General features: G+C 69.1%; 9 protein-coding genes. 3 read left to right on the forward strand and 6 right to left on the reverse strand.

From position 1 onward, the window contains the following. Positions 1-87: 87 nt before the first annotated feature. Positions 88-1,296 (forward strand): sterol desaturase family protein, encoded by a 1,209-nt coding sequence (locus ACQVBX_RS09980; protein WP_431633944.1) that lies wholly within the window; start codon positions 88-90, stop codon positions 1,294-1,296. Between the two features lies 1 nt (position 1,297). Here the strand turns inward: ACQVBX_RS09980 and ACQVBX_RS09985 are convergent, their stop codons facing one another. From ACQVBX_RS09985 to ACQVBX_RS09995, 3 genes are all read right to left on the reverse strand, one after another. Beyond that, positions 1,298-5,188, reverse strand: coding sequence for a YhdP family protein (locus ACQVBX_RS09985; protein ID WP_431633945.1), 3,891 nt, complete (start codon positions 5,186-5,188; stop codon positions 1,298-1,300). Positions 5,189-5,215: 27 nt separating this feature from the next. Then, on the reverse strand, positions 5,216-6,691 hold the full coding sequence (gene rng / locus ACQVBX_RS09990) for a ribonuclease G (protein WP_431633946.1): 1,476 nt from the start codon (positions 6,689-6,691) through the stop codon (positions 5,216-5,218). 109 nt (positions 6,692-6,800) lie between these two features. Continuing rightward, entirely contained in the window at positions 6,801-7,979 is a 1,179-nt protein-coding gene (locus ACQVBX_RS09995) for a mechanosensitive ion channel family protein (protein WP_431633947.1), read from the reverse strand. Positions 7,980-8,043: 64 nt separating this feature from the next. Here ACQVBX_RS09995 and ACQVBX_RS10000 point away from each other — a divergent pair, with 64 nt between their 5' ends. Next, positions 8,044-8,733 carry an ATP-binding protein gene (locus ACQVBX_RS10000; RefSeq protein WP_431633948.1) on the forward strand — a complete coding sequence of 230 codons (690 nt, stop codon included), beginning with the start codon at positions 8,044-8,046 and terminating at the stop codon, positions 8,731-8,733. Continuing rightward, positions 8,717-9,229 carry a mismatch-specific DNA-glycosylase gene (locus ACQVBX_RS10005; protein WP_431633950.1) on the forward strand — a complete coding sequence of 171 codons (513 nt, stop codon included), beginning with the start codon at positions 8,717-8,719 and terminating at the stop codon, positions 9,227-9,229. The genes ACQVBX_RS10000 and ACQVBX_RS10005 overlap by 17 nt, the downstream gene beginning before the upstream one ends. Before the next feature lie 67 nt (positions 9,230-9,296). Here the strand turns inward: ACQVBX_RS10005 and fabV are convergent, their stop codons facing one another. From fabV to ACQVBX_RS10020, 3 genes are all read right to left on the reverse strand, one after another. Further along, positions 9,297-10,502 (reverse strand): enoyl-ACP reductase FabV, encoded by a 1,206-nt coding sequence (fabV, locus tag ACQVBX_RS10010; protein WP_431633951.1) that lies wholly within the window; start codon positions 10,500-10,502, stop codon positions 9,297-9,299. A gap of 143 nt (positions 10,503-10,645) precedes the next feature. Continuing rightward, positions 10,646-11,941, reverse strand: a complete 1,296-nt coding sequence (locus ACQVBX_RS10015) for a c-type cytochrome (RefSeq protein ID WP_431633952.1) — start codon at positions 11,939-11,941, stop codon at positions 10,646-10,648. Then, entirely contained in the window at positions 11,938-12,693 is a 756-nt protein-coding gene (locus tag ACQVBX_RS10020; RefSeq protein WP_431633953.1) for a c-type cytochrome, read from the reverse strand. The genes ACQVBX_RS10015 and ACQVBX_RS10020 overlap by 4 nt, the downstream gene beginning before the upstream one ends. Positions 12,694-12,919 lie beyond the last annotated feature (226 nt).

The following is a 12,919-nucleotide window of genomic DNA, read 5'->3' on the forward strand; positions in this document are numbered from 1 at the left end:
GCCGGGGCGGGCTTTAAAGCGCCGGCCGGCGTGGCTATCCGCTACGATGCGCCAACGCCAGGAAGGCGTCCACGGGGGAAACCATTCATGCGGCCATCGTCCAGGCGCGAACGCACGCGCGAAGCCATCGAACACGCCCTGCACCAGCCGGTCACCGAGACCCGCGAGCTGCTGCGCAGCGACGGCGAGCTCCACGCCGGGCTGGGCCGGATCAGCGGCGTGATCGCCCTGTCACTGGGCGTGCTGAGCCTGCTCGCGGTACTGGCGTTCCACTTCCCGCAATACCTGACCACGCCCGACCTGCGCCACAAGTATTCGGTAAATGTGTTGCGCCAGTTGCTGCTGGGCGGCCTGCTGGTGGCCGGCGGCATCTCGCTGGGCAACGTGGTGCTGGGCCGCTCGCGCGACATCAACGCGGTTGCGTTCGCCTTCGTGCTGGCGGCCACCGCGCTGGGCGGTTCGCGCGTGCCGGTGGGCAATTTCCCGGACCACACGCCGTACATCGGGCTGGACTGGTTCATCCTCGACCTGCTCGGGTCCACACTGGTGTTCGTGGTGATCGAGAAGCTGTTTCCGCTGTACAAGGGCCAGGCCGTGTTCCGCAAGGAATGGCAGACCGACCTGAAGCACTTCGCGGTGAACCACTTCATCGTGGGGCTGGCGCTGCTGACGGTGAACTTCCTGCTGCACCACCTGTTCGGCTGGCTCACCGCCAGCGCGTTCCAGCAGACCGTGCAGCACATCGCCTTCGTGCCGCAGCTGCTGCTGTGCATCCTGATCGCCGACCTGGCGCAGTACTGGACGCACCGGGCGTACCACGAGGTGCCTTTCCTATGGCGCTTCCACGCCGTGCACCACAGCACCAAGACGATGGACTGGCTGGCCGGCTCGCGCCAGCACATGCTCGAGCTCATCGTGACCCGGGTGGCGGTGCTGGCGCCGCTGTACATCCTGGGTTTCAGCGAGGGCGTGATGAATGCCTACATCCTGGTGGTCGGCTTCCAGGCGGTGTTCAACCACGCCAACGTGCACCTGCCGTGGGGGCCGCTGAAATACCTGGTGGTGACGCCGGACTTCCATCACTGGCACCACGCCTCCGACGACGAAGCGATCGATCGCAACTACGCCGCGCACTACGCGTTCCTCGATTACCTGTTCGGCACGGCGGTGAAGTCCACTCGGCGCTTTCCGGACACCTACGGCGTAGTGGGCGACTACATGCCCGACGGCTTCATCCGCCAGCAGCTGTTTCCGTTCCGCGGACCACCAAAACCGGCCGAACCGACCGACCAGTGACCTAGCGCTTCGGTGCGCTGGAGCTAGCAGGAGCCGGCACCACCGGGACCGTACTCGAGGCTGCCGGGACCGGCTCGACTGGCGCGCTCTTGGGCACGCGCTTCTCGATCAGCGTGATCACCGGCTTGTCCCAGCTGCCGGTGATCGCATAGCGCGCGCTGGCGGCCTTGTTGAGGCCCTTGCCGAGCAGCCCCTGCACGGCCAGCCCGGCCGCCGCGCCGACCGGCCCGCCGACCACCGCGCCCACCACCGGCAGGCTGTTGCCCACGTGCGGCACCACGTAGAGCTGCTGGTCGTAGTCGCGGGCGCGCATGCCGGTACGGCCGCTGACGGTGATCTCCGCAGCGGGACCGTGGATCTTGAGGTCTTTGGTGGTGGCATTGCCATCGGCGAAATTGAAGCTGCCGTCGATGGTGTCGAACGCCAGGCCCTTGCCGAACACGTCGCCGAAATCCAGCGTGAGCCGTCGCGGCAGCTCGGCCAGCGAGACCAGGCCGAGCAGGCGCCCCACGCCCGGCGAGGTCGCCTCGGGAATGCGCCCGTCGGTGACGTGCACGTCGAGCTTGCCGTCCAGGTTGGCCAGGGTGATCGCCGACGGCCCGCCCGGCCAGCTGCCGTCCAGATGAGCGCGCGTCTTGCCGCCGTTGAACAGGCCATCGAAGCCGAACGCGCCGAGCATCTTGCCGATGTCCTCGGCGGCGAAGTCGATGTTGAGGTGCGTGCGGCTGGCCTCCGGCGTGCCGTTCCAGTCGCCCGAGGCGGTGATCTGCACGCTGCGCGACAGCGCGCGCAACTGGTCCATGTGCATGCCGTTGGCGGTGGGCCAGCTCTCCATGCGCGCCTCGCCCAGACGCGCATCGCCCAGGCGCAGGTCATCCACCAGCAGATGCAGCGGCGGCAGGCTGGCGGGCTTCACGCCGGTGCGCGCCGCCTGCTCCGGAGTGGGCCCGGTATCGGGCAAGGCTTTGCCCTTGGCGTCCTTGGGCGGCTCCGCCTTGGGCCAGTACAGGCGCTTGAGCCGCGCGGTGATACCGCGCTTGTCCAGCTCGGCCGTGGGCACCTGGAAATGGCCGGCCAGCGTGGCGCTGTCGGCGTCGATCGCCAGTTCGCCGGCCTTCGGCTGCACCTGCAGATGCAGCCCAGGGAAATCGCTGCCGAACAGCGTGGCGTGATCGGCCGTCACGTCGATGCTCTCCAGCGTGGGGGCGCCGGCGCCGGCACTGCCGGCCACCACGTGCTGGATCCAGCCACTGACGTCCAGACGATCGCCGTGCCCGCGTACACGCAGGCCCTGCGCCGGCACGGTGTCCGGCATCTGGTCGCCCAGGGCCAGCGTGCCGCCGAGCGGCTCGTTGTTGGCGCCCGGCAGGCGAAAGCGCGCGCGCAGCACGTCGCCCAGTGACACATGCAGATCCGCCGCCGTAACCGGCAGCGGCAGGCTCACGTGCAACTGCTGCGCGCTGGACGCCGGCTTGTCCAATGGCGCGGGCAGCTTCAGGGCGATGCCCTGCAGCGTGGAGTCGACGCTCAAGGTCTGGTGCCACGGCGCGTTTTGATCGTCGCGGGCGATGTCTAAGCCGATGCGCATGCTGCTGCGTCCCTCGGAGGCATCGCCCAGCCAGGCGATCGTCGGCTGGTCGTGCACCAGGTCGGCGAAGCTGTAGCGACCATCCAGGCTGGCCGACAGCATCGCGTTCGGATCGCCGGTAGCGCCCGCGATGCGCATCTGCAGGCTGGACGGCTGACCGCGGAAACCCGCCTGCAATGGTCCGGCGGTGAGGCCATGGGCGTCGAACTGCAGCGGGCCTGTGAGCTTGTCCAGCTGCAGCTTCCATTCCGGCGCGCTCAGGTCGGCGTTGGTGAGCTGGGCGGTGCCGTTGAGCTGCAGCTCCGAGCCCGGCTTGAGCGGCAACAGCAGGTGGAAGTCGAAATCACCCTGGCCACCGAGCTTGAGCTTGGCCAGCGTATCGGCCTCATGCGCGGCGATCGGGCTGTGGCTGACGAAGTTCATCAGGCTGCCGCCGCTGCCGCTGCCGCTGGCATTGAGGTCGAGCAGCGCATCGCCGAAATCGGGAATCAGCGCCACCGCGTGGTCGAGCTTCACTCCCGAGGCGTCGCCACCGGTGGCCTGGACCAGCATGCCGTTGTCGATGAAGTTGGCCACCGCCGCCACGTGCTCGGCCCGCGGCCAGCCCTCGCCGTAATCCAGCGTGAGATCGCTGATGCGTGCTTGCGCCTCGAAACGCCCCTCGTTGTGGCGGAACGGCCAGTCGGCCAGGCTGCCGCGCACGAGCGCATCGCCGCCGTCGATGTGGCCTGCCACCAGCGCCCGGTCGAGCCACGACACCGCCTTGGGCGACATCGTGGTCGGCCAGAACAGCTTCGCCGCCGAGACGTCGGCGTGATCGACGTGGGCGTAGATATCCAGGAACGGCGCGCCGCCGTCGGCCGGCAGCAGCACTTCGCCACGGGCCTGGCCGGCAAAGCCGGCGCCGGTGAAATCGAGCGCATCCACGCCCAGGTGGGCGCCGTCGTCGTCATGCCATACGGCGAGCTGGCCGCCGAACTGCGAGAGTGCAAACGGCTGGGCAAAGGCACGCGGAAAGCGCAGCACGGTGGCCTGCGCGGGCAGCTCCAGCGCAATGGCCGTGGCGTCGCCACGCAGCGTGCCGTCGAGCCGGTCGATGCCCGGCAGACGGCCGACCGGATCGATGCCCACACCCTGAAGTTGCGCCTGCAGGCGCAGCAGCCCAGGCCCGCGCTGCCACTGCAGATTGGCGCTGGCGATCTCGCCACGCGGCTTGCCCGCGCCCAGCCACTGTGCCAGCGCCGGCGACAGGTTCGGCTTGAGCGCCAGCCATGGCACCAGCGGCGCGAGCTGCAGGTGACTGGCGGCCACGCCAATCCGCAACGCGTCGGCCGAAGGCCGGTGCAGTGCGGCCACCAGCGCGCTACCGTCGTCACCGGCCCAGGCCAGCCGGTATCCATCGGCGGTCTGGCGGATTTCGGTGACGCCGCGGATGGCCGCCACCTCGGCGCGGTTGCCGTCGGGGCCGAGCAGCGAGACGTCGGTGAGATCGGTCTGCAGCAGGCTGCGCACCACCTTGCCGGCACGCCAGTCCAGCCAGGCGGCGAGCCGGCCGTGGCCGCTCTCGGCCGTATAGCCGGCCAATACCGCGTCGCCCAGCATCGCCTTGATGTCCAGGTCATCGCCGGCCAGCCAGACCCGACCGCTGCTGCCGTCGGCACGGAAATCACCGGCGGCCCTGAGCATGCCCGCCGCGCCCGGGCGGCGCAGTCGCGCGCCCAGCCGTACGCGGCTGGAACCCAGCCCCACCCGCAGTTGCTCGGCCAGCACGTTGTAGTGACGCCCCGTGCGCTGGTCAGCCACGTCGATGTGCAGGTCGTCCAGCCACAGGTCCAGCGACAGGTTGCCCAGCGAGAGCGGGGCGGAGGATTCACCACCCGCCGTGCCCATGCCGCTGATCGCCCAGCGGCCGTCGGTGCCGCGGCTCAGGTCCAGTTGCAGGCCGCGCGCGCGCAAGTTGAGCAGATGCCGCGACGGCAGTAGCCAACCGCCGAAATCCAGCGTGAGGTCCGCCTGGGGAATGCGCAGTGGCACCTGGCCGGCATCCGCCGCGCCGATGGTCACGCCGCGCAGCGCGAAACGTGGGCCGGCCGGCGTCCAGTGCCCCTGCATCGTGTCGAAGCTCACCGGCCGGTGCAGGCGCTGGCTCAGCTGCGCCGCGACCCACTGCGGATGCTGCGCCAGCTCGGGCAGCAGCACCTGGGCCAGTGCCGCGATCACCGCCACGGTGATCAGGCCAATGCCGACCGTCCAGCCCAGCGCGCGCGCCAGCGCGTGCGCATGTCGCGCCCAGGGGGATCTCACCGGAGGCCGACCGCGCTGCGCCGCGGGTTACAGCAGAACCACATCGAACTGTTCCTGGGAATAATGCTCTTCGGCCTGGAAGCGTATGCTTTTGGAGATGAACTCCTCCAGTTCGGCCACCGCGGTGGACTCCTCTTCGAGGATGCGGTTGACCACCGCCGGACTGGCCATCACCAGCAGCTTGGCCGCGTTGAACTGGCGCACGGCGCGGGTGATCTCGCGGAAGATCTCGTAGGTCACCGTCTCGGCGGTCTTCAGCGTGCCGCGGCCGGCGCAGGCCGGGCACGGCTCGCACAGCTGGCGTTCCAGGCTCTCGGTGGTGCGCTTGCGGGTCATCTCCACCAAGCCCAGCGCCGACATCGGGTACACCGTGGTCTTGGCGTGGTCGCGGGCGAGGCCCTTCTCCAGCATGCGGATGACCTGACGCTTGTGCTCCTCGTCGGTCATGTCGATGAAGTCGATGATGATGATGCCGCCCAGGTTGCGCAGGCGCAGCTGGCGCGCCGCCGCCTGCGCCGCCTCCAGGTTGGTGCGGTAGACGGTCTCCTCCAGATTGCGCGTGCCGAGGTAGCCGCCGGTGTTGACGTCGATGGTGGTCATCGCCTCGGTCTGGTCGACGATGAGGTAGCCGCCGGATTTGAGCGGTACCTCCTTCTTCAGCGCGCGCTGGATCTCGTCTTCCACCCCGTACAGATCGAAGATCGGCCGCTCGCCGTCGTAGTGCTCGACCCGGTCGTCCAGGCTCGGCATGAACTTGTGCACGAACTTGGCCACCTTCTCGAAGGTCTCGCGCGAATCCACGCGCACCTTCTCGATGGTCTCGTTGAGCGCGTCGCGCAGGCTGCGCAGCGGCAGCGACAGCTCCTCGTACACGCGCTCGCCCACGCGCGCCTTGGCGATGTTCTCCTGCACCACACGCCACACCTTGCCCAGGTAGGTGACGTCGAAGGCCAGCGACTCGGCCGACTGCCCCTCGGCGTTGGTGCGCACGATGTAGCCGAGCGGGTTTTCGCCGATCAACGGATTGAGCACGTCCTTCAGGCGCTGGCGCTCGGTCTCGTCCTCGATGCGCGCGGAAATGCCCAGCGTGCGCGCATGCGGCAGCAGCACCAGGTAGCGCGAGGGAATCGACAGATGGGTGGACAGCCGGGCGCCCTTGGTGCTGATCGGGTCCTTCACCACCTGCACCACGATCTCCTGGCCTTCGTGCACCAGTTCGCTGATCGAGGGCACGTGGCCGTTGCCGTTCGATTCGCCTTCCACCCCGGGAATCGCCGGACGGATGATGTCCGAGGCGTGCAGGAACGCGGCGCGATCCAGCCCGATGTCCACGAACACCGCCTGCATGCCGGGCATCACCCGCTGCACCCGGCCCTTGTAGATGTTGCCCACGTAGCCGCGCCGGGACGCGCGCTCCACGTGCACCTCCTGCAGCATGCCGTTCTCGACGATGCCGACACGGGTTTCGCGCGGCGTCACATTGATCAGAATCTCTTCGCTCACCGCCACTACCCCCAACCGGAAGGACCTTTATAGCGGCTGGCTTGGCGCACTGTCGATGCGCGCGCGCCCTTGACTTTGGCCGGTTGTGGCGCGGGCCGCCGCAGCGGCTTCAGGCGCTGGCGTCCGGGGCTGCCGCGGGCGTCGTGGCGCCGTCTTCCGGGTGCGGACTGCGCTGGGGCGGGGGCGGCTGGCGCACCGGCCGCCCGCCCAGGTCGCCGGGAGCTTCGGCCGCCTCGCCGCATTCGCCGCGCCAGCGCGGCAGGGCCTGCGGGTAATTGGCCTGCACGAAGGACAGCAGCCCCTCGCGGACACGGCAGCGCAGGTCCCAGTTGCGCCCCGAATCGGCGGAGCTGACCAGCGCACGCAATTGCATGGAGTGCTCACTGGTATCGGTCACCTGCAGCACGCAGACCCGGCGATCCCACTCCGGCGCCTCGCGGCACAGCCGCGTCAGCTCCTCGCGCAGGGCAGCCATCGGCACGCGGTAATCCAGCCACAGAAAGACGGTGCCGATGATCTGCGCGCTCGATCGCGTCCAGTTCTGGAACGGGTGCTCCATGAACCAGTTCAGCGGCACCACCAGCCGCCGCTCGTCCCAGATGTGCACCACCACGTAGGTACCGGTGATCTCCTCGATGCGACCCCACTCGCCCTCGATGATCACCACGTCGTCCAGCCGGATCGGCTGGGTCAACGCGATCTGCACGCCGGCGATCAGGTTGCTGAGTACCGGCTTGGCGGCCAGTCCCAGCGCCAGTCCGGCGAGCCCGGCCGAGGCGAGCAGACTGGCGCCGACCTGGCGCACCAGCGGCAGCGTCATCAGCGCGGCGGCCAGGCCGAGCAACACGATCAGCACGCTGGCGGTGCGACCCAGCACGCGCGCCTGGGTCAGCACGCGGCGGGCGCGCAGGTTGTCGGCCATGTCCACCGGGAAGCGCCGGGCGAAGAACGCCTCGGCGGCCTGCACGCAGCGCACGCCCAGCCAGCTCGCCACGCCGATCAGGGCCACCACCAGGGCATGCGAAAGCAGCGATACCGGGGCCTGCAACGTGGGTTCCGGACGCGCGCGCAGCACCACGGCGAGCGCTGCCAGCGGCACCAGCCAGCCCATCGGCGCCCGCGCGAAGCGCAGCATGTCGCGCGCCATCGGGTGATCGGCGCTCAGCCGCCACAGCAGGGCACGAATCGCACGATGCACCGCGATGGCGATCAACAGCGCCACGGCCGCCGCCGTCATCAACCGGAACGCCGCCGAGCGTCCCCACAGGTCGAGCAGGAAATCGGTCATGCGGACAGCTTCGCAGGGCGCGCGTCCACGCCATGTGGGCAGCGTGATCACGTAAAGTGAGCGCATGACTCCGACACCCATCCTGCTCGCCTGGAGCGGCGGCAAGGACTGCCTGATGGCCTTGCAGCGGCTGCGCGCCGACCCGCACTGGCAGGTGGTCGCGCTGCTCACCACGGTCAACCGCACCTACGAGCGCATCGCCATGCACGGCGTGCGGCGCGACATCCTCGATGCCCAGGCGGCCGCGCTCGAGCTGCCGCTGCTGGTCGTGGAGATGGACTGGCCCGGTTCCAACGAAGCCTACGAGCAAGCCCACGCCGATGCGCTGGCCCAGGCACGCATGCGCTGGCCGGGCATCCGCCACTGCGCCTTCGGCGACCTGTTCCTGCAGGACGTGCGCGACTACCGCGTACGCCAGCTCGGCAAGGCCGAATGGCGGGCGGTATTCCCGATCTGGGGCGAGGACACCGCCGCGCTGTCACGCCGCTTCGTCGCCGAAGGCCACCAGGCGATGCTGTGCTGCGTGGATACGCAGCAGCTCGAGGCGAGCTTCTGCGGCCGCGCGTTCGATGGCGCCCTGCTCGATGCCCTGCCCGCCGGAGTCGACCCGTGCGGGGAACGCGGCGAGTTCCACACGTTGAGTTTCGGCGGGCCGCTGTTCCGCACTCCGCTGGCTTTGCGCAAGGGCGAATCGGTATTACGCGACGAGCGTTTCCAGTTCACCGACTTCCTGCTTGATGGCACCACCGGCTGACGACCCCATCCTGCCGGACGTGCTGCAGGACGGCCTGGCGCTGGTGTTCTGCGGCACCGCGGCGGGCGCGCGTTCGGCGCGGGAGGGCGCGTACTACGCGCATCCGGGCAACCTGTTCTGGCGCGCGCTGGCCGAGGTGGCGCTGACGCCGCGGCTGTATGCCCCGCACGAATTTCCGCAACTGCCCGCTCTGGGCATTGGTTTCACCGACCTGGCCAAGTACCACAGCGGCAACGACAGCGAGCTACCACGCGACGCGTTCGACGTGCCGGCGCTGGTGGCCAAGATCGAGCGCTTCGCGCCGCGCTGGCTGGCCTTCACCAGCAAGCACGGGGCAAAGGCGGCGCTTGGGCGCGGCATCTTGGCCTACGGGGTGCAGCCGGAGCGCATCGGCACCACGCAGGTGTTCGTGCTGCCCTCGCCGTCGGGGCAAGCGCGCGGGCATTGGTCGATCGCGCCGTGGCTCGAACTGGCCGAACGGGTGCGCGGAGTTTGAAGTCACCGGCTCCCAAACAAAACGGGCGCCCGAAGGCGCCCGTTGGTCTGCGGCATGCAAGTCCGCGTCACATCTCGACGCAATCGAACCGCACGTCCGACGCCACGTCCTGCGTGTAGTCCACGTCGCTGCGGTCGAAGCCGAACAGCTTGAGGAAGTCGTGGCGGTAGCCGGCGTAGTCGGTGAGCTGGTTGAGGTTCTCGGTGTTCACTGTCGGCCACAGCGCCTTGCACTCGGACTGCACGTCCTCGCGCAGCTCCCAGTCATCCAGGCGCAGGCGGTGCTCATCGTCGAGCTGCGGCGCGGCACCGTCGGCGCGGTAGAGGAAGTCGCGGAACAGGCGGTTGATCTGCTCGATGGTGCCTTCGTGGATGCCCTTGGCCTTCATGATCTTGAACACCATCGACACGTACAGCGGAATCACCGGGATCGCCGCGCTGGCCTGAGTCACCACCGACTTCATCACGCCGACGTAGGCCTTAAGCCCATGCGAGGCATAGCGATCGCGCAGGGAGGCGGCGGTGTTGTCCAGGTGCTGCTTGGCGCGACCCAGCGTGCCGTGCCAGTAGATCGGCCAAGTGATCGAGGTGCCCACGTAGCTGTAGGCCACGGTGGTGGCGTCATTGGCCAGCACTCCCGCGGCGCTCAGCGCCTCGATCCACAGCGCCCAGTCCTCGCCGCCCATCACGGCGACGGTGTCCTCGATCTCCTGCTCGGTCGCCGGCTCCACGGTGACGTTGACCACGGTGTCGCGATTGGTGTCGATCGAGGTCGCGGTGAACGGCTCGCCGATGGTCTTGAGCGCCGAGCGCTTGAGCTCGCCGGTCTGGGGCAGCTTGCGCACCGGCGAGGCCAGCGAGTACACCACCAGGTCGATCGGGCCGCCCATCTCGGCCTTGATCAGCTCGATGGCACGGGCCCGCGTCTCGTCGGAGAACGCATCGCCGTTGATCGATTTGCTGTACAGACCCGCCGCCTTGGCGGCCTGGTCGAACGCGGCGGAGTTGTACCATCCAGCGGTGCCGGTCTTGGTGTCGCTCGAGGGCTTCTCGAAGAACACGCCGAGCGTGGCGGCGCCGTGGCCGAACGCAGCGGTGATGCGCGACGCCAGGCCGTAGCCGGTGGAGGCACCGATCACCAGCACGCGCTTGGGGCTGTTGCCGCTCTGGCCGCTGGCCTTGGTGATGTCGATCTGCTCGATCACGTTGTGCGCGCAGCCCACCGGGTGCGCCGTGGTGCAGATGAAACCGCGGACTTTCGGATTGATGATCATGCGTTCGCTTCGGGTGTCGTGAGGCAAGCGCGCATCTTACCCGGCAGTGCCGGCCATTCGCCGCAGTAGGGTGCGCGGGCGCCGGATACGGAAACGGCACGCCGAAGCGTGCCGTTTCTGCGGGCAGTTGCGCGCAAGGCCGATCAATCGATAGGCGTCTGTCGATACTTGCCCACGTCGCGCTCGAGCACCGGCCCGGCGTGATTGCCCCAAGCCTGGCGGATGTAACTCACCACCGCAGCCACGTCGGCATCCTTCAACGACTGCGCGAACGGCGGCATCGAGTACGGCCGTGGATTGCCGGCCGTCACTGGCGGAAAGCCGCCCAGCAGCACCACGCGGACCGCGTTGATGCCGGTGGGCTCGTCCACCGAGGAGTTGCCATTGAGCGGCGGATACACGCCCGGTACGCCGTTGCCATCCTTGCCGTGGCAGGCGGCGCACTGGTGATCGTAGATCTCGTTGCCGTGCTTGATCAGCGCGGTGTTGTCGATCGCCGATACGGCCACCGCCGGCTGCGCTCGCGCGGGGAGCGATTCCAGGTAGGTGGCCACGGCGGCGAGATCCGCATCGGTCATGTGCTGCGTGCTGCGCGACACCACCTCGGCCATCGGGCCGAACGCGCTGCCCTTGGCCGACTGGCCGGTCTTGAGCAGGTCGACGATGTCCTGGCGGCTCCAGCCGTGCAGGCCGCCGTGCGCCTGGGTGCTCAGATCCGGCGCATACCAGTCCTGCGCGGGGATCTGCCCGCCGGACAGCGCCGGCTGATCCGGCACGCCGCCCAGCGCGTCGCGTGCCACGTGGCATTCGTTGCAGTGGCCCAGGCCCTGCACCAGGTAGGCACCGCGGTTCCATTCGGCCGACTTCGACGCATCGGGCTGGTACACGCCCTCGCGGAAGTACAACGTGCGCCACGCGGCCAGGCCGCTGCGCACGCTGTAGGGAAACTTCAGGCCCAGCGCCTTGGCCGGCTGGTGCACCGGCGCCAGCGATTTCAGATAGGCGAACATCGCCAGCGCGTCGTCGCGGGTGACCTTGGTGTAGGAGGTGTACGAGAACGCCGGATACAGGAACTCGCCATGGCGCCCCTTGCCGGCATGCAGCGCCTGCCAGAAGTCGGCAAAGCTCCAGCGTCCCAGGCCAGTTTCGTCGTCCGGCGTGATGTTCGGCGTGGGGATGTTGCCGAACGGCGTGGGCACCTCATGCCCGCCCGCGAAGGGCGCGCCGCCACGCTGCGTGTGGCAGGCGGCGCAGTCGCCCACGGTCGCCAGGTACTTGCCGCGTTCGATCAGGGCCGGATCGGACAGGTTTTCGCCAGCCGTCAGTTGGCCGGTCTGCGCCAGCGAAGCGCCGCCGCGATGCGCGGCGAACAGCCACCAGCCCATCGCGCCGAGCGCGAGCACCAGCAGCACGAGGAAGGAACGGATCAGCCACTTCATGCGCCATCTCCCGCGCGCGTCGTGGCCGCCGTGGCATCCAGCACGCCGCACTGCAGCGGCGGCTGCACCGAACCGGCCGGCTGCGCGTGCATGTCGGCCGGCAGTTCGCGACTGGCCAGCCAGGCGGACACGGCGGTGATATCGGCCGGCGTGAGCCGGTTGGCGATGGTCGCCATGCAGTCGGGCGCGGCCGCGGCGCGCGTGCCGGTGCGCCAGGAACCGAGCTGCGAGCTGACGTAGTCGTAGGGCAGACCGACCAGTCCGGGCGTCGAGGGCTGCACGCCGGTGAGCTGGCTGCCATGGCAGGCCGCGCAGGCGGGAATCTTCCGCTCCGGATCGCCGTGCACGGTCAGCGCCTCGCCGCGGGCGAGCAGCGCGTCGGACACCTTCGGCGCGGGCGAGCGGGTGTAGGGCACCTGCTGCGCGGCGAAGTACTCAGCGATCTCATGCATGTAGGCGTCGCTGAGCGGGCGCGCGGTGTATTCCATCGGCCCGTACTTGCGCAGCCCCTGCTGGAAATAGCGCAGCTGGCGCGCCAGGTAATCGGCGGGCTTGCCGGCCAGACGCGGGAAGAAGCCACTGTCCGGCGTGCCTTCGCCGTGCTCGCCGTGACAGGCGGTGCACGAGGCGATGCGCTGGGCCAGCGTATCGGGCACGGTGCGCGGCGCCGCATCGTCGGCATGCGCGGCAGCAGCCAGAAGGGACGCCAGAAGCAGCGCCGCCCAGTGTCGGGGAGATGAGGGGATGATCATCTGCCAAGTATAGGCGCCCGCGGTATCGGGCCCGATGCGCTGCGGGCGGCGGCGGGCCGATCGCGACAACCTGTCGCAACGAATGTGGATCACGGCCAGGGCGCCTGGCGTCGCGTCTGCTTTAGCCGCCCGCGAGTTCGGCGGGTGCAGGTAGACAGGCCCGAACGCGGCGCAGTCGGCGGTGACTTGAACGTAACATCGCCCATCCGATCGCCTTGCCGAAGGC

It is taken from the genome of Dyella thailandensis, assembly GCF_050749815.1.
GTDB lineage: Bacteria > Pseudomonadota > Gammaproteobacteria > Xanthomonadales > Rhodanobacteraceae > Dyella_A.